The sequence below is a fragment of the Pelorhabdus sp. sgz311001 genome (assembly GCF_055901755.1).
Genome location: NZ_JBVXUT010000007.1, coordinates 71,689 through 95,588 on the forward strand (window position 1 = coordinate 71,689; position 23,900 = coordinate 95,588).

The following is a 23,900-nucleotide window of genomic DNA, read 5'->3' on the forward strand; positions in this document are numbered from 1 at the left end:
GTTTACAGAACAGGAGACGATAGAATGGTAAGCGCAATTACACGCCAAGAAGCACTTGATCTACTGAAGACTTATAATAAGGAACCGTTCCATCTTCTTCACGCACTCACAGTCGAAGGCGTCATGAAGTGGTACGCTGCGGAACTCGGCTATAGCGAAGAACTGGACTACTGGGGAACTGTAGGTCTGCTCCACGATATCGATTTTGAGGAGTATCCCGAGGAACACTGTAAAAAAGCACCTGAATTATTAAAACAAGGCCGCGTAAGTGACGAAATGATCTACTCAATCTGCAGTCATGGCTATGGTCTCTGCACAGATATTGAGCCAAAGCATCAAATGGAGAAAGTTCTATTTGCCGCCGATGAACTGACAGGTTTAATTGGCGCCGCCGCTAGAATGCGTCCATCGCAAAGCGTAATGGATATGGAACTTTCTAGCCTAAAGAAAAAGTTTAAGGATAAAAAATTTGCCGCCGGCTGTTCTCGTGATGTTATCAAACAAGGCGCCGAACGACTCGGCTGGAGCCTTGACGAATTGCTTGAAAAAACGATCTTAGCCATGCGGTCTTGCGAAGAAACAGTAAACAAAGAAATGGAAACTCTCTAAAAACCAGCTTATTGCAAAACAGGAGCAGAGTATTTTCTCTGCTCCTGTTGCTGTCTAACTCCGCTATATTCAATGATGTCCAAAGCGAATCAAGTTTCTGTTTTTATAAATTTCTTTTATTCTAAGTAGCTTTTTCCCAAAGTGTCAGCTGCCAACAAAGCATCATACAGCTGCTCAGGTGTTACATCGCCAAGCATATTATGGATCGATTCGCCCGGAAGGCAAGCTTTTTCAGCCGCAATTTTCACACGGCTAACATCGGAAACTCCCACTTCTGCCAATGTAACAGGCAAGCCGACAGAGAGGCAAAAACCAATAACTTCCGTAATTTCCTCCATTGGCGCATTTTCTAAAATAAGCTGCGCAATTGTGCCGAAAGCGACTAGATTTCCATGCATGGTTGCTTCGCATTCTTCTAAAGCAGTAAAACCATTATAGACAGAATGAGCCACAGCCAGTCCACCATTATCAGCGCCAACGCCGCTTAGATAGGTATTTGTTTCAATGATGCTTTCTACGGCTGGTGTAAGCAAGCCTTGTTCAACAGCCAGCTTGGCCTTATAACCATCAGCCAAAAGAGTTTCGTAGCATAATTTACACAAAGCCATTGCGGATTTTGTAATGCCGCCGTTTTCTAAGCTAGGTGAATTCGTCTTTACACAAGCTCTGGCCTCAAAATAAGTGCCAAGCGCATCGCCCATACCAGCTACCAGGAACTTCACTGGCGCTGCGGCAATAATCGAAGAATCAACAATAACCGTTTCCGGATTCTTCGGATAAAAAATATATTTGCAAAACGTGCCATCATCATTGTAAATTACCGAAAGACCTGTGCAAGGAGCATCAGTAGCCGCTACAGTCGGCATAATCACAACAGGCCGATTTTCATAATGAGCTGTCGCTTTCGCTGTATCAATGGCGCTACCGCCGCCAATGGCGCCAATCACTTCAATCTTATCATCCCGAACAATCTGACGCATCCGTTCTATTTCACCAGTAGAACTTATGCCATTAAATACTTCAAACCGTAATGTAGCCGCCGAGTCTTTAAAGCTCTGCTCAATTTTGGGCTTAGCTGTCTTATAACCACTGCGACTGCAAATAAACAAAAAAGATGATCCTAGTTCTTTGGTGTTTTCATATGTTTCTAATAATGCATCCTTTCCCTGAACATATTTTGCAGGCGCTCTCATTAATTTCAACATACACGTAACCCCCCTAGACTCTTTTTGTTAAAAAATTCACATAAACAAAAATTTACCTTTGTCTATGTATAATAAATCTTCTCTGACTTCTGTCAGAATCCTGCCATACAGAAAAATCACCTTTCGCTAAAGTTAAAGGGTAGGGCAATGAAGCTAAGAATCGCTCCGTTGACCTACCCTAACATTTACTCTTTGTGAAAGACTCTATATTAAAAGCTTGAGCCAAGGCTGAAAAAGATCCCGCGCAACTCAACGCGTTTTTTATCATCATCATTCTTCGCGGTTTGCAACCGTTCGGCACGATATCCAACCTTTAACCCCAACTGATTTCCCATCGGAACTTTCATTCCGAATTCATATTGCCAATTACCACCGTTCCCCAAAGTCACAGGCAATACTTCTGCAAAATAATTCACACCTCGCGCATTTACACTTTCCCAGCCCCAACCGATATTGAGACAATTCAAGGCATCATCAGATGTCCGATTCAAGGCGGCTGTCGTATCGGTTAAACGAGTCTTAATATTACCGTGGTTATACTGGTAAATTGTCGCGATTTTACCACTCTCTGTTACTTTTTCATTGCGAAAACCAAAATGCAGCACATTCACCTTCACTTCGCTATCCACATGATTGCCCTGACCAAAAACCCCGCCGCCATAAGTAAAGTTCTGCGAAAGCTGCTTTGATCCGTTATACTTTACATCTGTATTGCTAAGGAAAAAGCTCTGATGATCCTCATTGCTATACTTTAGGGTCAAACCAGCAAGGTTTTTTTTCTCGGAAAAGCCCAAATCATTTTTCAAATGAATCGTCGATCCCTTGCCTGATCGAATTGTGCTGTTATTCGTTATCGATGGTTGCCAAACATCGGCATCAACAGCAATCGCGTTGGCGCCAGCAACCCCCATCGAACTGCAAGATACAATTGCCGCCGAAAAAACGGCAGCAATCTGTTTTAATTGTTTGTCTCGTTTCATTCTTTTTGACTCCTTTGTCTGTTTTTTATGCTTCACTGTAATTACGACAAAGGAGGGACTTTGGTTCACGGTAACCAATCTTCCATGCGAAAAGCAAAGAAAGACAGAGAGAATGGCGCTTGTTTTTTAACCTGATCTTGATTGTCTAATTGTGCTGCAAGCGTTTGCTGACAACGAGTCAAAGTTAGCTTTTCCTCTGGACTCCAGGAAACTTGCGCCGTAGTTTTTGCCAAAGCCGTTGAAAACTGCGCCTCTGATAAAGTTCCTGTCTGGTCATAAACAACATAGAGTTCCTGTATAAACGCCTTAAACGCCCTGGAATCTTTTGTCTGCACTGCATCAAGAATCATAAAAACATTATTTGCTACAGGTCCGCTCAATAAAAAAGGCTCTACAAAATCGTCACGAGTCCCCTTGGGATAGGTCTTTTCTTGATGAAGGTTATATAAATAGGCCATAACAGCTTCAGGAATTGAACCACCACGCCACTGACTGCTCTCTGCCGTCATATCATTCTGCCACCAGCGCTGCAGCGCAGCGATAGTATACTTACTTTTTTGAATCTCACGCAAAAATTGGAAAGGCTTATAAATGCCATAGTCATTTTCGCCAATCACTGTTGTTTGATAAAGAGTAAGCTCCTTTATCGGTTGTCCAACGCTGTTGGAGCCAAAGGATTGCGGTACTTCAATGATGGTACTTGGCAACGCCGCCCCGTCCCCGCCTTTGGCAATCCAGCTGTCATAAAACCAAGATGGCTCAGCAAGTTCCTGCAATGCTTCATTTCTTCGCATCTGATCCCAGGAAAAGGTATACACAGTGACCGGTGTTGCTTGCCCAGGAATCTCAGCTTCAGATCGTACATAGGGACCGGCAATCACAAATAAATTACGTCCCTTGGGCGAGTAAAACCGATAGCTCGTTTGATTCGCTGCCGCTTTAGTCTCTTGACCAACCAAAGGAAGGTTCGTGGCAATAGTCAAATCACTGCGATCCATTGTCACGGTTAGCTGAAATGGCACGGCCTCATGGAAAGCAGGCTGCGCCCCAAGCGTCACCTCTTGCTGTTTCGTCCAGGGATTTTCATAAGTTCCCTGTTTATAAAGCACCTGCTGTCCCGGTATAGGATACCAAGCATAGGCGCTGCGCAGCAACGAAAAATCACTGCTGATTCGGTTAATAACGCCGCGTGGCTGCGCCAACCGATCATTAAAGGACTCATCCACTCTACCGCCATAAACGATGGAAAGCGTCAACTCACCAGTTCCCTTCACTGCAGGCGGTACCTCTATAAAAAGATAGGCTCCCTGCCGCTGCCACGGTAAATCTCTGCCATCACTTGTTTTAACAGTCTGTACTGTTAAATAGGGTCGCAAGGTAAATACAAGTTCTTGCGCTGTCATTTTCATTCGACCGTGCATCGTCGCAGTAGCTGCTAAATGGCCTGTCTTGGTGTCAAGATTAAGCGCTAAATCATAAGACTCTAGCTGTAAGACGGCCTGGTCTTCTGCCGTTACTTCCGTAGCGGCTACTGCCACGGCTTGTCGAAAAGCAGCTTCACTTCGCTCAATAGCCGACCGTGTTTCAAAGCTGCCATAAAGAGCCATGCAACAAATCAACAAAAAGAACCAGCTCAAAATTCTCTCCTGGCAAATTGACTCCTGACGCCGCAGCATAGCCGCCAAAACGACCAGCCAAAGCGACAGAAAAGCTGCTGCAATTTGAGTAACAGCAAGAGAAAATATTAACTGCCAATCTGTAAAAAAGAGGCTCAGCGCCGACGGCGCCGTAGGCAACATCAGGCCAAATCCCCACAAAGCAAACCGTATGCTATAAGGTAAATAGCTGAGATTGTCAGCAAGAACCGTTCCAATGACCCAATAAAAAATAGCCAGCAAATAAAGCCAACCGCTTCTGCCGCCGCAAAGCGACGACATAAAAAAAACAAACCCGATTGCACAAAAAACCATGATTGCATACTGGAAAGTGAGCAGCGCTAATGCCATGGTATGCTGCAGAAAAAACTCAGGTCCTAACGGCCATAGGCTAATAACAATAACCATACAGGGCCATAAACATAACAAAAACAAAAATAAGACGGCAACGCGAATCGCAATTAGCTGCCACACCTTATAACTGTAAGAGTTTAGTAGAAAGTTTACGCCCTTGCGACGGTCTTCTGTTACACTTTGAATCACGAGTAGCTGCAGTAATAAAATCTCCGTACTGGGAAATAAGATAGCTACTATGGCCAAAACAGCCAGCAAACAGATGAGGCGATTTCGAATCAGCCGTTTATACTCAAAACTAGCTAAATCCTTTAAATATGCCACTTTTTTGCCTCCTGCAAAACAGCTTCGTAGCCTTTTTCTAGCAGAAAAGTCCAATGTTCCCAGGAACCTCTTTGCTGTTTCATTCTTACCAAAGCCGTAAGTTCTCCCGCTTTGGCAGCCAATTCAACAACAGTCCCATCAAACCCAATTCGGCCCTCTTGCATTACAAGAACCCGATCTGACAAGAAAGCTGTCTGCACATCACTGTCAGCAATCAAAATAGCCTGCTGTTCCCCGCGCTTTACCAAAATTTTAGCCAATAAATTTCTTTCTTCCGGATCAAGACTCATAAACGGCGCATCGAGAAAAAGTAGTGGCTTACCAACGACTAACGCCTGCCCAACAGCAATTTTTTGGCGCATTCCCGGCGAAAAAGAGCTAAGCCGTTGCCCTTGCCTGCCGCTTATGCCCAATTCAGTTAACAACGCTGTAATGCGTTGCTTTCGTTCCTTGGCAGAAACAACGCCCTGTAAAAGAGCGCTATATTCAAGCATCTCTTCGGCTGAAAAAACATCATACAAGCCGTAATGTTGCGGCAAGTAAGCGCATAAATTCCGCCGTTCCGGTGCAGTTACCGCTTTTCCATCAAAAAAGATTTTTCCCTGCGTCGGCTCGCTTCCGCCTGCCAGTATCTGTAGCAAGCGACTCTTTCCAGCCCCAGGTGGTCCCAAGAGGAGCGTAACTCCTACATCAGCCCGTACCGTTATCGCCGCCTGCCCAACTTGCATCTGCACCTTCTCTAATCGAATTTTCATTACAAACGCGGCCTTTCTCTGCCTCGAATTTCTTGCAGCCAAAAAAAGTAGGCTTTTTCTAGCGACGGGTCAACAGCCTTTATACCTTCGATTGGTGGTTTCTCCCGACCAATAATCGTATATTGACAAATTTCACCGTAATACCGGACCAGACTTGTATCACCATAAACCGATTCCCAAAACAACCAATCTTCTTTTGGCATCGTTCCCGTCCAAACTGCGCCCTGCGCTTTGGCGCAAAAAAGATTGGCAGCGCCGATAAACTCTAAATTACCAGCTACCAAGAGCAAAATTCTGGCTATCGGCAATGCATCAAATACATGAGTACTTAAGATCACCAATCTAGTTTCAGCCAGCCGCAGCAAAAGTCCATGAATCTGCATTCTTTCCTGCTCATCTAGTCCAGCATAAGGCTCATCAAGAATCAGAACAGACGGATCATTGAGCAGAGCCTGAGCTAAACCAAGACGCTGGCGTAGCGGCTGCGTCCAAGCAGATACTTTCCGATCCAGCCAAGACTCAAGTGAAAAAAGCTCAGCTACCTCGTTCACTCGTTGCACTACCATAGCTGCGGCAAGACCTTTCAGTCTCGCAAAATAGCCTAAGAAGTCTCTTCCCGTCATATGCTCATACACACCAAATATCTGGGGTAAATAGCCCAGCTTTGCTCGATAGAAACGAGCTTGTTTTTCTAGTGAGCGACCATTCCACCAGATCCGCCCCTGCTGCGGTTGCAAAAGTCCGGCCAACAGCCGCAACAAAGTCGTTTTTCCGGCTCCATTTGGCCCTACTAATATATATAAGCCTCTCTCTAACTCAAAAGACAAATGATCAATACCAAAACCACTCTTAGAAAAACGAAGGCTTACCTGATCCATAACTAACTGCCCAGATAAATACTTAGAATCATTCATTGGCCTCACCTGGCCCCATCAAAAGATCGCTGCCGCGTCGTAAAGCAGCGACAGCTAAAACAATACCAATAATACACCCTAAGCAATCAGCCCACAAAGCAGCCTGCTGCGGTAATAACAGCCGCAACAAAAACTCGCCTTTCCCAGCCACTAACTGCCAGACCCAAAGCGCCATCGCTAAAAGCATACCGCCAGTAACGCCCCAGCGAAGCGAAGCTGCCAGATTGACTCCTAAAATAAAAAACAAGGGTCCTAGCCAGCTAAGTACCGCTTCCCCTACCATAACTCTTTCTCTGGTCGATATCATCGGCATCGCCAAACAACTAATGATAATGGTATACCCCAAAACAACCACAAGACGGGCTGTTGCAATTTGCGCCGGCGTATAAAGACATACAGCCTCCATTTCAGCCATTTTGTTTTGTCTGGCCCGAAACTCATAAAAAACTGTTAAAATCCCCAATAAAGGTGATCCATTCGTCAAAAAGACAAGTTGATTCCCCGACAAATGACCAGTAAGCCAAAAACACAAGAAGAACAAAACCATCGTGGCTAGCATAAAGGGCTTGCTAAGCAGAGCCGCCTGCGGTTGCAATAGACGAAATAGGTCATTGAGCCACTCATAAAACCCGCTTGAATTTACTTCAGATTGTTCCATCTGTTCAGCGGCAAATGTCGGCTTTAAAAAAGCAATTAAGTTCTTTGTATCGGCTTCAGATGGAGCGTGCAGCTTATACCGATCCAGTTGCTCCATCGTCTTGATTAATTCACGATCTAGCGGATCTTCATCTAATTCATGAAGAATTTGCTTCTTTTTATCGAATGGCTGCATCATGAAATATCGCCTCCTTTGCCAGTAGGTCTCTGACGCGATGCAACGCCGTCGACAACCGCGATTTGACGGTTCCCTGCGGTATATTCATCATTTGCGCAATTTCACTGAGTTTTAACTCTTGATAATAGCGTAGTACTAACACCTCTCGATGCATTGGGGCAAGAAAACCCAAGGCCTGTTCCACGATCTGTTTATCCTCCTGCGCTGCGACAAGGTCTTCTAGCTCTGGCTCATAATCAGGGATTGATTCTGCTTCATCAAACAATACGCTGTCGTGACGTACATAAGCCTTTTTCAAGTAATCTTTAAAGGTATTGGAGGCAATTGTATAAATCCAAGGTCGAAACAGTCGTTGCGTCTCATAAGTATCAAGATTGCGGAAAACCTTGAGAAACACGTCTTGTACCAAATCCTGCGCCCGATGAAAATCGCAGCCCATCCGTACAACATAACTGTGAATCGGCCCGTGATAGCGGCTTACGAGAACCTCAAACGCCGCTTCATCACCATTTCTAATTTTCTGCACTAAAATTTCATCTGATATCATAGATCATCACCCGTTCTACTTCTACTACGAGTTCCGATGAAAAAAGGTTCGGATAGGCATAAAAAAACCGCCTCTGCTACTACAAGCATAGTCGGTTTTTCCTTCATTGGCAATTTCTAGTACACTTTCGCTGACGGGGTACTTCCTGTTGTCATAAATCAGAAATTACTCGATTTATTATGATTTCTAAATGTGCAGCAAATCGTTGATCCTGTTCTTTCGTACGCTTACTAGGCCCTTTGGTCCGACCGCCACCACGCCGATATTTCGCTTTGATCTCTCGCTCTTCCAGTAAAAAATCAATGGTTTCCGCGCGATATTCTGTGCCGGTCGGACTAATACAAGCCGCCCCTTTCGCCAACACCATCGAAGCCAAGCCCCAGTCCTGAGTCACAATAATATCACCGGATTCCGTTAAATTAATGATTTTCAGATCGGCTTCCTGTGACATACTCCCCACCGTTATATGGTTAGGAGAAACAATATTATGATTAAAGCTCGCGACAGTCATTACATCAATCCTATGTTTTTTCCCCGCCGCGAGACAACACTCCAAAACAGGTCGCGGACAAGCATCGGCATCTATCACTATTTTCATGGATTTCCCACCATTCTCACTGCCTAGCGAAAGACAGCATATGTAATAATTCTATCATTTTAATAGTCTGCTATTCTACAAACAACCTTGCTATATTATACCTAAGTTTACACTTCTAGAATACTAATTGCCGGAAATTTACCAAAATAAAGAGACAGCAACGCAATATATTGCGTTGCTGCCTCCACTGTATTGATGATCAATTTAGAACCAGAATCCAACTGTGAGTCCATAGGTTGTATCGAGTTTATCGCTTCCCAATTTTGGCGTTAAGGAACGGTCTGTTACTTGCAACCGTTGATAAGTGAAATTAACAGTCAAATTCTTTACAGGCACAAACTCATAGGCAAGGAGCCAGCCTTTCACATTATCGGTTCCATGTAGATATACATTATAAGGCTGGGATGTATAGGAAACAGCCATTGTATCAAATCCGCCTAATCCTAGCGGCGTGGTGCCTGACTGAACATGCCGATAGTTCACAAGCCAGGCGCTATCGCCAGCCTTGGCGACATTGGTAATTGGCGAATTATTGAAGAACATCTTCGCAGAAGGCCCGGTACCATTACTTAACTGCACAGACCAACCTTTTGGATTGCCCTCCATATTTACAGGTCGTTTCAATGTAGTTCCGATGTATTCACCTAAGAGTGTCACATCATCGAATTTATAGGAACCAAACAAATCATAGCCATGGGAATTTGCATAGGAAGCGCCATTTGTTGCTAATAAAGTTTGTCCCGAAGCGCTCGGGTTACTCGTTCCAGGAATATTGGCCCAATAATACCCTACACCGATCTTTGCATTGCTATTAATTTGCCACGCCGCCTGCCCGACAGTGAATTGATTTGATTTGCCAACGTCTGTTCCACTGCCGCTGCCAGCGCTGCTGTCACTGTTAGGATTCCCAGTGAAAGCGCTGAACGTTACATCGCCGCTTTTTTTCTCCAGCCAAATCCCATCGACTGCCAAAGGCTTCCCAATGAGGCCATTGCCAGTAGCAAAATTATCCCGCCCTAATTTAATGCTATCTAACCCAATCACATGATTTCCTTTTACATTAAATACATCAAAATAAGCCGTCGAACCATAAGATGAGTCCGTATTGCCAAAACGGTTACTCCAATTCGTAACAATTCTGGCATTTGCCGTAAATTGATCATTGATCGGACCGGTAATCCGAATACGACCTCTCCAATCAAACTGATCAGAGCCTCTTAATCTAGCTGTTCCTGGTGTTTGAGGATTGTCAGTGTGGAAACGGAATCGCATATCTCCGCCTATTTTCCACTCATTCTTCTTGGCCTCTGGCATAGGCGCCGCAGCGCGAACGCCCATTTTATTCAGCTCCGATGCAAACTCAGCCGATAATTTATCAATTCGCGCCTTGTCAGGATCACTGGCTTTTTCATACTGATCAATCGCATTCGCCACAAGAATTGCCGCTTCATAGCGATTCAAAATTTTATTGGCGCGATAGGAATCAGTCGATAATATTCCGTCTTTTTGCAATTGGGAAAATTCCGGATAAATCCAGTTGCCAGCTGGAACTGTTGCCAGTGGCATGGCATAGGCGCTTGTCATAAAAGAAAGTCCAATAATCGTATTCGCAATGGCTCGTTTTGTGCATTTATTCATAATTTTCCAACTCTTTTAATGGTAATTCGGTATATTATGAGTCATCCTTTTAAGCCTTTCGCGGCATCCTGGCAAAAACAAGGGCAATAATTCCAATAAGCGCAATAAGCATATTCAAATAAAACGCCATTTCATAACTTTTAAATGTATCAAAAATTTTACCGCCAATCAGACCGGCTGGTGAACAGAACAGTGCCGATAGCATCATCGTGGTGCCATTGACCTTGGGAAAAGCCACCGGACCGTAAAAGTTCCCAATAATTGTGTTGAGACAAACAAATGTCCAACCAAAACCGATCCCATATAAGGCAGCAGCGATCAAGGCCCAGAAAAAGGTCTGTGAAGTGACTTCAATTGCTAGCAGCGATCCGCCAAAATAGCAGCAGATTCCCAGCATAAAAACGTAGCGAGCTGATAATTTATCCATAAGCCAACCGCCTACTAAGCGTCCGCCAATTCCCGCCATCGTAAAAATCCCCATAGCCCACGCAGCATCAGCCGGTGAAATACCAACCCCTTTTAAATGAAGAACCCAATGCGCTGTAAAGAAAAAGAAAGGAAATTGACAAGCTACAGACGCGATCACTACCATCCAATAACTTCTTGTTTTATACGCCTCGGACGGCGTCCAACTCTCGCTAGTTACTAACGAGTTCAACTTTGCCGCCGACCCCTGCCCGTCTTCCTCCATGCCGCCATCCACTTCTTGTCCCAGATCTTCTGGCTTCTCCTTGACAAAGACCATGGCAATCATTCCAGCCAAAATAGCGATCCCTGCTACAATCAGCCAAGCTTGACGCCAATTACCACCGTTCATTGTTAAAATTTGATTCATAACAGGAGCACCCACAAATCCCGCAAAACCAGAAGCAGTCATCGCTAAAGCCATCGCTCTACCGCGATACCGTTTAAACCAGCGTGTTACCGTTGTTGACAGAGGAACTATCGTGCCAAAACCAATTCCCGAACCAATAATAACACCAAACCCCACTAAAAATTGCCAAGCTTCTTTCACAACAAAAGCAAGCCACAAGCTGCCCGCCAAAATCAAGCCTGAGCCGATCGAAAATGCCCCGCGCGTACCCCATTTGGAAATGGCCATAGCAATAAAGACAGAAGGAACGCCAATAAAAAAGTTTAAGAGAGTAAAAGCCATGCCGAAAGTACTGCGACTCATTTCCACTTCTTTTAACATATACGTATTAATGATAGCGCCACCATAAAGCGGAAATCCCATATTCAGCAAATAGAGAAACCACAAAGCCCCTGCTAACTTCCAGCCATAAAAAGACTTGGCTTTTGTCATATCGATAACCCTCCTACCTATATTGATTTACTGGGATCGTTCGGTATGTAAACCGGAAGCGAAGCAACCCCGCTTCCGGTTCGTCCTAGATATCAGCCAACAAGCTTTTCCACAATACTTTTTTCCGGATAGTCTGCTAAACGATCCTGAATGATCGTTCCTTGTACATCCCGGTATAGTCTGGATACAAGCATATCCTCGCTGTAGCCATAGCCGCCTTCTACTTGAATGATATCAATCAAAGCCGTTTGACCAATTTTCCCTGCCGCCAGTTTAACCATAGCTGCCGCCAGACTAAAATCTTCGCCGGCATCGGCAAGGCGTCCGGCATAGTAAACAGCAAGGCGGGCCAAATGTATATTGGTAGCGGCCTCGGCTAACATCGTTTGAATGGCCGGAAAGGAACCGATTGGCCGCTTAAACTGTACACGTTGTTGCGAATAAGCTATCGCATCATCAACAGCCATTTGGGCAATTCCCACCATCTGCGCGCCTGCGGCGATAGCGGCAAAAGATGAAATCTCATCTAAAATTCCATAGCCCGCCCCTTCACTGCCTAAAAGGTTTTCCGCCGATACAACGACCCCGTTAAACGAGATTTCGGCCGACGGACAGCCGCGAAGTCCCATCTTTTCAATCTGACGCTCCACTTTCACACCTTCAGTTGTGGCGTCGACAAGGAACATACTAAAAGCGCCTTGTTTCTTCGCCGCGTTATCAGTCTGCGCTAGTACAAGATATACATCAGCAACGCCGCCGTTGGCGACAAAGGTCTTTGTTCCCGATAAAATATAATGATTTTCATTTTTTACGGCAGTCACTTTCTTATCACTGTCTCCCGATGCGCCCCCCACCTCGCTGACAGCAAGTGCTCCGATTTTTTCTCCAACGCTTAATGCCGTTAAATAGCTTTCTTTTTGCTTCTCACTGCCAAATTTATATAGCCCGTAAGCCGCCTTAGCGCTATGCTCAATGACAATAGATGCAACTGAGCCGCTATAACGAGCCAACTGCTCCACAACAAGTAAGAAACTTACGACTCCCGCTTCTGCTCCGCCCGCTTTTTCCGGCAGATATAAACCCAAAAAACCCTGTTCTGCAATATTTTGAATTAAATCTGCCGGATATTTAGCTGAGCGATCTATTTCATTTGCCACACTTTCAATATACTGCTGAGCAAACTCGCCGGCTGTCTGCTGAATCAATTCCTGCTCTTCTGTAAATGAATGGCCCATTATATACCCTCCTAAAACGTTTGTTTACTTCAATAAAATTCCGGAAATGACAATACGCTGTACTTGATTCGTCCCTTCATAAATTTGAGTCACTTTGGCATCACGCATTAATTTTTCGACTACTGAATCTTTCGAATAGCCTTCCTGCCCCATCATATCAACAGCACTCGCCGCCACTTTCATAAACGTATCGGTACAAAAAGTTTTTGCAATCGCCGCTTCTTTCGTAAACGGTAGTCCCATGCCTTTCAGTCGCAGCGCATTTCTCACAACCTGCCGCGCCGCTTCTACCTGAATCTGCATATCAGCCAGCTTAAACTGAATCGCCTGATTTGCCGCTAAGGGCTTTCCGCCGTCAATATGCGTTTTGGCATACTTTACCGCCTCGTCAAGGGCGCGCTGTGCTCCGCCGACAGCCATGGATGCCACTATGGGACGAGCCATATCAAGCGTCATCATGGCAATTTTCATGCCTTCGCCTTCTTTACCAAGAAGATGGCTTGCCGGAATTCTCACGTCTTTTAAAATGAGTTCAATCGTGTTGGAACTGCGGATTCCCATTTTGTGCTCAACACCGCCGATAATCATACCTGCCCGCTCTTTTTCCACAATGAAAGCACTAAGACCCTTTACGCCTTTAGACGGATCGGTCGAAGCAAACACGACAAAAATAGCAGCATAACTGCCCGTAGTACAAAAGCACTTTGTCCCATTCAATACATATTCATCGCCATCGCGTTTCGCAAGAGTCGCCACGGATCCGGCATCTGATCCGGCATTGGGCTCAGTCAGAGCAAAGGCTCCCATGCCGCCTTCTACAAGACGGCTGAAATACAACTTTTTCTGTTCATCCGTTCCCGCAAGCAATAGCGGGTAAGCGCTAAGACCATTTCCGCCAAGAGTTGTGGCTACACCAGTACAACCATAGCCCCACTGCTCGACCACAACAGATTGTGTCAAAGAATCATAACCAGGACCGCCATATTCTCGCGGTACAGCCATGCAGTTTAAACCGACCTTTTTGTTTTCTTCTAAAATTTCAAGTGGAAAGTCACCGGTACGGTCATACTCACTGGCAACAGGAATAATATGCTTTGCCGTAAAATCCTCGGCTAGCTGCTGTAATCGCTGTTGTTGTTCCGTAAGTGATTTATCAATCATCGCTTCATCAACCTTTCTGTTTTGCTGCTATAATTTGACCTAACTCTCCCCAAGATTCCTGGAAAATCCCCCGCGGCATTTCTCGTAACGGTTCGGCAATTTCAGGTTTAAAATCCATCTGATCCAAAATATCACGTTTTAAATCCACTCCGGGAGCAATTTCAATGAGAGTCACCTTGCCATCAATTAATTCAAATACAGCCCGTTCTGTGACGTACGTAACCGCTTGACCGACTTTCGCCGCATATTTACCGCTAAAAGTAACCTGCTCCACATGATCAATAAATTTATGGCCTTTGCCTTCCTGCTCAATTACAAGCTGCCCTTCCTTCGCTGCAACGGCAAGTCCGCCAGCAGTAAAAGTACCACAATACACTACCTTTTTAGAGTTTTGCGTAATATTAATAAAGCCGCCGCATCCCATAGCACGTCCCTTGAATTTGCTTACATTGACATTTCCCCAAATATCAGTTTGCGCCAAACCGAGAAAAGCCGTATCGACGCCACCGCCGTCATAGAAATCAAACTGCGAATGATGATCGACTGTAGCCTCCCCGTTATAAGATTGTCCGAAATGAGGCAGGCTTGCTGGAACGCCGCCGATACCGCCCGCTTCTGTCGTCAAGGTCATTAAGTGATCAATTTTTTCTTCGGCTGCTACAGCAGCCACATCGCTAGGAATGCCGACGCCAAGATTTACAACTGTATTTGGCAAAAGTTCCATAGCCGCCCGGCGAGCAATAATTTTTCTTTCACTCAATGCCAACGGCGGAATTTTGTCTAAAGACACTTTTAAATCGCCAGAAAAAGCCGGATTGTAATAGGTGCCTTCTGTCTGCCAGCAAGATTCCTGCTTTTTAGCTACTACAATATGATCAACAAGAATGCCCGGAACTTTTACTGCCTTCGGATGCAGCGATCCGGTTTTGGCTAAATACTCAACTTGCGCAATCACAATGCCACCGGAATTATGCACCGCTTGCGCCAGTGGCAAAAGCTCCAAAGAAACGCCCTCATTGCCAATCGTTAAGTTTCCTTTTTCATCTGCCGTAGTCGCACGAATTAGCGCAACCTGAATCGGAAAACTTTTATAAAAAAGCCACTCTTCCCCTTCAAAATCCACAACTTTCACAAGGTCTTCCGTTGTTTTACTATTCATTTTTGCCCCGTCAAGACGCGGATCGACAAATGTTCCTAACCCAACCTTTGTAATGAGGCCAGGACGCTTTGCCGCAATTTCACGATAGAGTTGAATAATAACCCCTTGCGGTAAACAATACCCTTCGATTTTCCCTTCGCCAACCAATTTTGACATATTCGCCGAAGAGCCGATGTGAGCGCCAATCCAACGCTTAACGAGACCTTCTTTGCCCAGTCGCGTTGTGCCTCGCTCTTTCCAATCACCAATCGCCGATCCGTGAATCAACGTAATATCTTTCGGCTGTGATGATTCTAAAAAGCGCTGCTCGATTGCCTGAGCAATTTCTTCCGGCCAACCAGCCAAACCAAATCCAGTAGCTCCAACTGTTGCTCCATCAGGAATTAATGCTGCGGCCTCAGCGGCCGTAATGACTTTTGACATCTCTTCGCCTCCTGAATGATTCTTTTTCATGCGCTTTACTTATTTTGCAAAAGTTATGCCAATATGTAGCCGCGCCTTACGAAGCCAATAGACAAGCGATTTCTTCTTTGCTGACCGCAAAAAGTTGCGAAAAAAATGTATCATTTTATTCTCTATTTTCAGAATAAAAAAAGCTTTCTGACATTCAACGTACTGTTTAAGGTACATTGTGCCAAAAAGCACTTACTTGCAATAAGGATTCTTTATTCCGCGGTATTCTGCCGCAATTCTTTTAACTTTCGATATAAAACAGTTCGATAAATCCCTAGCTTGTCCGCTGTTTTACCAATTTTACCGTCACAAGATGCCAGAACATATTGGATATACTGTTCTTCGATTTGTTTCATCACATCTTTTAACGGCCCATTTAAGCCCATCAATTTAAAAATATCGATTTTGGCCACTTCGTAGGATTGAGTTGCTAAAGCAACACGATCATCAGAAAAATCATGAAGATCACTTACGACAATTCGTTCAACCTCATTACGCAGTTCTCGTACATTTCCTGGCCAGCGATACGCCAAAAGCGCCGACACGGTTTCTGGTTTCAGTTCAACATCCAAATGATACTTCTGATTAAATCCGGCTAAAAACTTTGCCGAAAGGGCAATAATATCTTCTGGCCTTTCCCGTAATGGCGCTATCTCTAAAGTAAAAACATTCAGCCGATAATACAAGTCCTCGCGAAACAGCCTTTCCTCAACCAGAGCTGCTAAATCACGATGAGATGCCGCAATCAAGCGTATGTCCACTTTGTGATAAGAAGTGCTTCCCAACCGTCGAAGCTCGCCTGTCTCCAGCACACGAAGCAACTTAGCCTGCATCGGCAAAGACAATTCTGCAACTTCATCTAAAAATAACGTACCGCCTTTAGCCGCTTCAAACAGGCCAAGTTTTCCATCTGTACTAGCTCCAGTGAAAGCACCCTTTTCATAGCCAAAGAGTTCCGATTCCGCCAAAGTATCCGGTAAGGCAGCACAATTTATCGCAATAAACGATTCGTTTGATCGCTTACTATGTCTATGAATATATTTTGCCAAAACCTCTTTACCAGTACCCGATTCCCCTTGCAAAACGATAGTACTATCTGTCTGAGCCAGACGATGAGCTTTTAGTAAGACTTGCCGCATAGCTGTACTTTCCGCCACTATTTCATCTGTTTCTAGCACGCGACTACGTAAATATTCAATCTCTCGTTTATATTGAGATACTTTTTCCCGTTCCTCTGGCGTGGAGCTCTTTTCCAGTTCGCGTAAGGATTTCCCCACAGTAATAACAGCAATCACTTCACCTGTTTCATTAAGAATAGGCGTACTTGTCGACATCATTGTGAAGTTAAGTTTTGTTTGAATGATGCCTTTTACCACACATTTTTTTCTTCCGGCCTGTACGGCATAAGATTCATTATAATAACCAAGCTTGACGACATCATTTAGATTTGATTTCAAAAGCTGATCAAGTGACATGTCCAAAGTCATTGCCGTCGAAGAATTCGACAATAAAACATTTCCATCTTTATCTGTAACAAAAATCGGATCAGGAAAACTATCAACAATTTTTTCTAGCGCACGCTTATTCATTTTAGCCTGGTTTTTGCCGATCGTCATATAACTTCACCTTCTTCTAAGAATCAAACAGATGTAAATTCGAAGCTATAAAAAAACCATTTTGAATAAATTTGAAATTTTCTTGAAACATCTTGTACATCCCCTATATTATATTCATCATGAAATGAATTCTGTCAAGTTTTTTCAAGACTCCGCTCTAGTTATTACCGATTTGTCTGTTTGGCTTTGAGTTATAGAAGATTTTTGATCAAAGTCTCTATGTATAAGACAATTGTTAAAACTATGTTAAGATTCTGTTAAAACAGTCAATTGCCAGCAGGGATTTGTTTAACCTTGTCTAATTATACCTCTCACCACATTTTTAACTAATTAAATCTATTAAAAGAGAGGTGTTATTCATGAAAGAGAGCTGGCAACGACTCACTAATGAAAGAAAGAAATTCCTCATACAGTTTTCTATCGGTATTCTAATTTTATATTCCTTTGTTACTTTCTTTAGTGCGCAAACCATGTACCAAAATAAACACCGCTCTGATATGAATCATGCTGCCAGAATGAATCCGACTGGCGCCGAACCGGGAAAAACACCGTCTGATCCGTTGCCAGAAAGCAACAATTATGTAAATGTTACTGTTGGCACCTACATTGAAGATGTTGACAGCTTCTCCATTAAGGACTCCTTCTGGAGCACAAACTTCTACATTTGGTTCCGGTGGAATGGCGATAAGGCTTTAGACCCTGGCGGTAAATTCGTCCTTGTCGACGGAATGATTAATAAAAAAGAGCTCATTGAAGAATACCATGGTCCTGATGGAGTAAACTACCAGCGCTATCGTATTTCCGGGAAAATCATCAAATTCTTTGATACTTCCCGTGTCCCCATCGAAGATCATATGCTAAACATCTATGTGGAAGACGGTGCTCGCGATGGTGGCAAAATTCGCTACATAGCTGATGAAACTTCCAACATCAGTTCAAGATTGAATATCCCAGGATACAAAATTACTAAGTCCAGCAATATAGTAAAAACTCATAGTTATCGCTCTTCGTACGGTGATCCGAGACTTGACCCCAACACGAAAAAGACGTTCTCACAATATATTGCTGCCGTACAAATCAGCCGAAATGACTATGGTTTTTACATAAAAATTTTCTTGTCACTCTTCGCTGCCATCCTCCTGACACTCTCCAGCTTTTTTATCAAACCCTCTGATATTGGACCACGCTTCTCGCTGCCAACTGGCGCTTATTTCGGCGCTGTGGCCAATTCTTACGTGGCCAATTCCATTTTGCCGCCATCTGGCGCGTTCGGGATTGCTGACCATATTGCCGGCATTGGCCTATTTACCATTGGGTTATCCATCATCTTATCTTTATGTTCCCATTACTACTATGTGCGCAAGGACGAAAAAGACCTCTCTATCGTAATGGATCGCCTAATGTTCTTGATTGTTGGCGGTAGCTGCCTGATCGCAAACATCCTGATTCCCTTGTGCGCTCGCGGTTAATCGTAAATACCACACACCTGTCTGGTATAAAAAGCAGCCCTTGGTTCTTCCGCAAAGAAGAATCAAGGGCTTGCTTTCTGTCTCCATACTATAAAGTCTCAGCGTAATAATTGATTAAGCAGCCTGCCAAAAGAATCTTTCGCTCTTCCTCTGACAATTCGCCTAAACGTAGATGTAGCGGCATCTTTCCGCCAGCTTGAATCTGCACTGCTGTAATTTCTGTTTTGCCACTAGCAATACACTCTCTAATATTGGGAAGATAAATATAATCATCTAGCTGCAACTTATGACAGTCCTGTTCATCAATCAAGAATGGCAGCATCCCCCAATTAATCAAATTGCTCCGATACCGTTTCGTTGCATAGTCTATTGCTAAATTGGCGGCGCCGCCTAACACGCGCTGTGAGGAAGCGGCTTGCTCTCTAGCCGAACCATCACCCGGTTTTCTGGCAAAAATCACACTACCTAAGGCAATTTGACTTAGCTCTTTAGGGGCGTCAATTTGCGCCAAAACAGGAGCTAACTCCAGGTGAAATTTATCAGGATAGTCCTGCCGCAGCTGTTCCAAACCTTGCAACTCTTTCGCTCTGGCAACATACTTAGGATCACGCCGCATTAAAGTAAATTCAGCTAATTTCAATGGATTGGACCGGAAAGAAGAAGCTTCTCCCGAAGGAATCAGTTCATCAGTTGTAGTAACAGGGTCATAAATTAAAGCTGACACTTTTAGCAGTAAGTGGTTGGTAAGTGGTGCAATCGTTGGCCATGGCGTAATATTGGGGCCAAAAACAATCTCTTTTTCGGCCTTACTGCAGCCAAAGCCTTGATACACGCACCGCTGGTAGATCGCTGCATCAAAGCAATACTCCTCTTGCTTATTGCTGACAGCAATCTCGGTGGCAGCTGTTAAGCGTCCGCCATTACGCACCGTAGCGGCAATCGACCGAGCATCCATGAGCGCCACAAAGGCACTCTGTCCCTCGCTAGGAATCGATCCTTCGCGGCTGGGAAAATTCCGTGTCGTATGACGGATACTGAGACCGTTGTTTGCTGGCACATCGCCAGCGCCAAAGCAGGGACCGCAAAAAGCCGTTCGCAAAATTGCCCCTGAGGTAATAAACGACTCTAGTTTATTCTGGCGAAGCAATTCCAAATGAATCGGCTGACTCGCCGGATACACGCTGAACGAAGTATTGTGGTTTTGTAAAAAAGGCTCTGCCAGAATATCGGCCATAGCCGCAATGTTTTCAAAGGTTCCGCCAGCACAGCCTGCCACAACAGCTTGATCAACTTGGAGCCGCCCCTCAATCAATTTATCTACTAAAGAATCATTGCTAGTTTCTCGCAGAATCTCAGCGCCATAGCGATTTAGCTCAGCAATCGTCCAGACATTACTTGGATGGAATGGCAGCGCGATCATGGGAGAAATATCATGGAGCAGCACTTTGACGGCGCCATCATAATAAGCAAGCGACCCTGGCTCTAATTTCGTATACGCTTCCGGGCGACCATGAGTTTGATAATATTTTGCCACCGTTTCATCCGTACGCCAAATCGTTGACAAGCAAGCAGTCTCCGTCATCATGACATCAATGCCATTGCGATAATCTACTGAAAGATTTTTGATTCCAGGACCGACAAATTCTAAAATTTTATTTTTAACAAAGCCCTTTTTAAATACAGCGCCAATGATCGTTAGGGCAACATCTTGCGGCCCCACGCCTGGCAAAGGATCTCCCTCCAAATAAACGGCAATGACTTCTGGATAGGCAATATCATAGGTCTGCTTAAATAACTGCTTTACCAGTTCTGGCCCGCCTTCGCCAAAAGCCATCGTTCCTAACGCGCCATAGCGGGTATGACTGTCAGAGCCGAGGATCATTTTGCCGCAGCCTGCCATCATTTCTCGCATGTATTGATGAATAACCGCTTGATGGGGCGGCACAAAAATCCCGCCTAATTTTTGAGCAGCACTAAGGCCGTAACGATGGTCATCTTCATTAATCGTTCCCCCTACAGCACAAAGACTGTTGTGACAGTTCGTCAGTACGTAAGGCAGGGGAAATTCCGTTAGCCCCCCGGCAAGAGCAGTCTGAATAATTCCAACATAAGTAATATCATGGGAAGCTAGCGAATCCATCCGCAGTTTCAAATGCTGTTCATCACCGGAAACATTGTGACTCATTAACAGCTGATAAGCGATGGTGTTGCGCCGAGCAATTTCTTTAGCCGCCGAGTCGGTTTCCTCGCAAGTATACTGCTGCAAAGCCTGCTTTGTTTCCAGCAGTTTTTCTCCTTGCACTACATATACGCCATCCTGGATGAGTTCAATCATACGTCCCATTGCTCCTATCCTTTCAACTTGCTAATAATAGCATTTGTAAATTCTAGTGTGGTGGCTTTGCCGCCTAAATCGGCTGTCTTAGTGATTCCCTCTTGCAAAACGCTTTCCAAGGCTTTACGAATTTCTTGGGCCTTATCACTTTCCCCGAGATGATCAAGCAGCATCGTAGCCGATAACAGCATGGCCGTCGGATTCGCCAGTCCCTTGCCGGCAATATCCGGCGCCGTACCGTGAACGGCTTCAAAAATTGCACAGTTCTCACCGATATTAGCGCCAGGCACTACGCCTAAACCGCCAACTAGGGCCGCACAGAGATCGGAAATAATATCGCCGTACAGATTCGGCGCTACCAGAACATCATATTTCTGCGGATTCAGTACAAGCTGCATACAGAGATTATCAATAATCACTTCTTGATAAGCAATATCAGGATAGTCTGCAGCTACCGCTCTAACACATTCCAAAAAGAGGCCATCCGTACATTTCATGATATTGGCTTTATGAACCGCTGTGACGGTTTTTCGGCCATGAGCCGCCGCATAGGCGAAAGCCGCTTTCGCAATCCGCAGCGAAGCATCGGCAGTAATGGTTTTTAAGGCTACAGCAGCACTTTTTCCTAGTTTCTGCTCGGTTCCGGCATAGAGGTCTTCCGTATTTTCGCGAAAGATAACAATATTGACGCCTTCGGGATAGCGAGTAGCAATACCAGGCAGTGTTTTAACCGGACGTAAATTACAGTATAAATCAAAGGTTTGCCGCAGCGTCACATTGAGACTACGATAGCCAGCGCCAATCTGCGTCGTTAGCGGCCCCTTCAGTGCAAGCTTATTCGTGCGAATACTGGCAAGTGTGGCTTCTGGCAGCGCGGTTTCATTGGCTGCAAGCGCCGCTTGACCAGCTAAGCAGGTCTCCCAAGTAATCGGGGCTTTCGCCGCAGCAAAGATCTTTTGTACGGCTTCTGCAATTTCGCTACCGATGCCGTCACCGGGAATTAATGTTACTTTATGCATAGTATAATCGCTCCTTCAATTCGTAACTTCTACTGGCTATTTTATTGTAAAGATTCCTACTCAGCGATCTTCTAGGTCAAGCCAGGCAATTTCTGACTTACCTTGATAAAAAGCTCGGGGCCGAATCAATTGATTGTCGTCATGCTGCTCTAAAATGTGAGCAAGCCAGCCACTAGTGCGGCTGATTGCAAAAATGAGTGTAAATAAATCACTAGGAATATGTAAATAGGTATATACAGAAGCAGCATAAAAGTCTACATTCGGCAATAAACCAATTTTTTTATGAACAGTTGCTTCAATTTCCGTAGACACTTCATACCAATAGGGCTCTTGACGCCATTCAGCCAGCTGTTTGGCTAAATTGCGCAAAATAGCGGCGCGCGGATCGCCTGTTTTATAAACCCGATGGCCAAACCCCATAATGCGTTCTTTTCGTTTTACTTTTTCTTCAATATAAGCTTCTACACGATCCTTACTGCCAATTTCCTGCAGCATATTAGCCACTTGTTCATTGGCATTGCCGTGTAACGGGCCTTTCAGCGTACCAATCGCTGACACAATGCCCGAATAAAGATCTGACATAGTTGATGCAGTGACACGAGCAGCAAAAGCAGATGCATTCAATTCATGTTCCGCATGGAGAATCAAACACTGATCAAGCGCTTTGACTACGAGCGGAACCGGTTTTTCACCTGTTAACTGCCATAAAAAAGCTTCGGATAAAGAGTCATAAGCCTGCACATCCAGTTCAACGGGCTCCAAGCCCTTACGGATTCGCTCAATTGCTGCAACAATGGCCGGTATCCGGGCCATAATCCGAATCGCCTTACGATGGTCTGCCGCAAAGGAACTATCTGTTACTTCATCATCAAAATGAGTTAAAAACGATACGCATGTGCGAAGCTTCGCCATGGGATTTCCCCATGGTGCATATAAATGCAGTAAATCATAAATTTTCTGCGGGAGTTTAGCCTGCTCTGCCAAGTCTTGTTTCAAAGCTTTCAACTCTGTTTTATTAGGCAAACGGCCATACCATAAAAGATAAATCGTCTCTTCAAAAGTTGCCTTTTCTGCTAAATCCTCAATAGAGTACCCACAATAGCGCAAGACGCCTTGATCGATAGAAGATATTGAGGTCTTACACGCAAAGTTCTGTACTGCTGCCATCTTCCATTCCTGCTCCTCTCTACCCGCGCCATTTTAAAATACATTAATACATGTATACGTGGGTTATGAAATGCATTATAACATTATTTTTTGCCTAGTGCAACGGATGATAAAATATGCAGAATTTTTGTATTTTATCATCACGAACTGGAAGCAAATAGGGAGAACCGTTGCGGAGTCACCCAATTACAAAAAATAAGAAGATCTCTCAATAAAATGAGAAATCTTCTTATTTTTGCGTATATTTTATGATGCACAAAAGTCGAAATTTAAAGTCCAAGTCTTGATTTTCTTATGTCTAAGTAGTTCACTAGGAATTACAACATTTTAGAAGCATGCCACTCTCACACTGAAAAATCTAATTGCTGCACGGTATGTGTGGCCGTACTTCCATCGCCTAATAGAATTTATTATTTAGCAAAAAAGTTTTACAATAGCACAATAATCTTCATACAAAATTGTAAAATTGAGGTATATAGTTATTTTTAAGCGGCTGGCATGGAATAACTTGTAAAATATACCAAAGGATGGCGATTTTTCTTGGAAAACACTTCTAAAGAATTATT

19 protein-coding genes are annotated in these 23,900 nt (G+C 44.4%); 2 read left to right on the top strand and 17 right to left on the bottom strand.

The genetic code is table 11. The annotated features are described in order from the left end of the window. Positions 1-24: 24 nt before the first annotated feature. Complete coding sequence (locus tag AC0MXB_RS16325; protein ID WP_474040790.1) at positions 25-609, top strand: hydrolase; 585 nt, start codon at positions 25-27, stop codon at positions 607-609. Between the two features lie 116 nt (positions 610-725). Here AC0MXB_RS16325 and AC0MXB_RS16330 read toward each other — a convergent pair whose 3' ends face one another. From AC0MXB_RS16330 to AC0MXB_RS16395, 14 genes are all read right to left on the bottom strand, one after another. Next, entirely contained in the window at positions 726-1,814 is a 1,089-nt protein-coding gene (locus tag AC0MXB_RS16330) for a glycerol dehydrogenase (protein WP_474040791.1), read from the bottom strand. A 209-nt stretch (positions 1,815-2,023) separates the two neighbouring features. After that, positions 2,024-2,794: a hypothetical protein gene (locus AC0MXB_RS16335; protein ID WP_474040792.1), complete on the bottom strand. Its 771-nt coding sequence runs from the start codon at positions 2,792-2,794 to the stop codon at positions 2,024-2,026. A 65-nt stretch (positions 2,795-2,859) separates the two neighbouring features. After that, on the bottom strand, positions 2,860-5,127 hold the full coding sequence (locus AC0MXB_RS16340) for a hypothetical protein (protein ID WP_474040793.1): 2,268 nt from the start codon (positions 5,125-5,127) through the stop codon (positions 2,860-2,862). Next, positions 5,115-5,882: an ATP-binding cassette domain-containing protein gene (locus AC0MXB_RS16345; RefSeq protein ID WP_474040794.1), complete on the bottom strand. Its 768-nt coding sequence runs from the start codon at positions 5,880-5,882 to the stop codon at positions 5,115-5,117. The genes AC0MXB_RS16340 and AC0MXB_RS16345 overlap by 13 nt, the downstream gene beginning before the upstream one ends. Then, positions 5,882-6,796, bottom strand: a complete 915-nt coding sequence (locus tag AC0MXB_RS16350; protein WP_474040795.1) for an ATP-binding cassette domain-containing protein — start codon at positions 6,794-6,796, stop codon at positions 5,882-5,884. The genes AC0MXB_RS16345 and AC0MXB_RS16350 overlap by 1 nt, the downstream gene beginning before the upstream one ends. Then, complete coding sequence (locus tag AC0MXB_RS16355) at positions 6,789-7,631, bottom strand: hypothetical protein (protein WP_474040796.1); 843 nt, start codon at positions 7,629-7,631, stop codon at positions 6,789-6,791. Before AC0MXB_RS16355 ends, AC0MXB_RS16350 begins: the two co-directional genes overlap by 8 nt. Beyond that, positions 7,612-8,178, bottom strand: a complete 567-nt coding sequence (locus AC0MXB_RS16360; RefSeq protein WP_474040797.1) for an RNA polymerase sigma factor — start codon at positions 8,176-8,178, stop codon at positions 7,612-7,614. The genes AC0MXB_RS16355 and AC0MXB_RS16360 overlap by 20 nt, the downstream gene beginning before the upstream one ends. A 151-nt stretch (positions 8,179-8,329) precedes the next feature. Further along, on the bottom strand, positions 8,330-8,776 hold the full coding sequence (locus tag AC0MXB_RS16365; protein WP_474040798.1) for a YaiI/YqxD family protein: 447 nt from the start codon (positions 8,774-8,776) through the stop codon (positions 8,330-8,332). 204 nt (positions 8,777-8,980) lie between these two features. Further along, complete coding sequence (locus tag AC0MXB_RS16370) at positions 8,981-10,414, bottom strand: hypothetical protein (RefSeq protein ID WP_474040799.1); 1,434 nt, start codon at positions 10,412-10,414, stop codon at positions 8,981-8,983. A 49-nt stretch (positions 10,415-10,463) separates the two neighbouring features. Beyond that, a complete protein-coding gene (locus AC0MXB_RS16375) occupies positions 10,464-11,720 on the bottom strand; it encodes an MFS transporter (RefSeq protein ID WP_474040800.1) in 1,257 nt (418 codons plus the stop codon). Positions 11,721-11,812: 92 nt separating this feature from the next. Next, on the bottom strand, positions 11,813-12,955 hold the full coding sequence (locus tag AC0MXB_RS16380; RefSeq protein ID WP_474040801.1) for an acyl-CoA dehydrogenase family protein: 1,143 nt from the start codon (positions 12,953-12,955) through the stop codon (positions 11,813-11,815). A gap of 24 nt (positions 12,956-12,979) precedes the next feature. Next, positions 12,980-14,116, bottom strand: coding sequence for an acyl-CoA dehydrogenase family protein (locus AC0MXB_RS16385; protein WP_474040802.1), 1,137 nt, complete (start codon positions 14,114-14,116; stop codon positions 12,980-12,982). Positions 14,117-14,123: 7 nt separating this feature from the next. Continuing rightward, positions 14,124-15,698: an acyl CoA:acetate/3-ketoacid CoA transferase gene (locus tag AC0MXB_RS16390; protein WP_474040803.1), complete on the bottom strand. Its 1,575-nt coding sequence runs from the start codon at positions 15,696-15,698 to the stop codon at positions 14,124-14,126. Between the two features lie 242 nt (positions 15,699-15,940). Next, positions 15,941-17,344 (bottom strand): sigma-54 interaction domain-containing protein, encoded by a 1,404-nt coding sequence (locus AC0MXB_RS16395; protein ID WP_474040804.1) that lies wholly within the window; start codon positions 17,342-17,344, stop codon positions 15,941-15,943. Positions 17,345-17,703: 359 nt separating this feature from the next. Here AC0MXB_RS16395 and AC0MXB_RS16400 point away from each other — a divergent pair, with 359 nt between their 5' ends. Further along, the gene (locus AC0MXB_RS16400; protein WP_474040805.1) at positions 17,704-18,813 is read left to right on the top strand and encodes a hypothetical protein; all 1,110 of its coding nucleotides are present in this window, start codon (positions 17,704-17,706) and stop codon (positions 18,811-18,813) included. 88 nt (positions 18,814-18,901) lie between these two features. On the opposite strand, the gene AC0MXB_RS16405 is transcribed toward AC0MXB_RS16400, so the two are convergent. The 3 genes from AC0MXB_RS16405 to AC0MXB_RS16415 are packed head-to-tail and all read right to left on the bottom strand — an operon-like array spanning position 18,902 to position 23,334. Beyond that, positions 18,902-21,148: a hydratase gene (locus AC0MXB_RS16405; protein ID WP_474040806.1), complete on the bottom strand. Its 2,247-nt coding sequence runs from the start codon at positions 21,146-21,148 to the stop codon at positions 18,902-18,904. 14 nt (positions 21,149-21,162) lie between these two features. Beyond that, a complete protein-coding gene (locus AC0MXB_RS16410; RefSeq protein ID WP_474040807.1) occupies positions 21,163-22,167 on the bottom strand; it encodes an isocitrate/isopropylmalate dehydrogenase family protein in 1,005 nt (334 codons plus the stop codon). Between the two features lie 60 nt (positions 22,168-22,227). Next, positions 22,228-23,334 carry a citrate/2-methylcitrate synthase gene (locus AC0MXB_RS16415; protein ID WP_474040808.1) on the bottom strand — a complete coding sequence of 369 codons (1,107 nt, stop codon included), beginning with the start codon at positions 23,332-23,334 and terminating at the stop codon, positions 22,228-22,230. Positions 23,335-23,900: the final 566 nt, after the last annotated feature.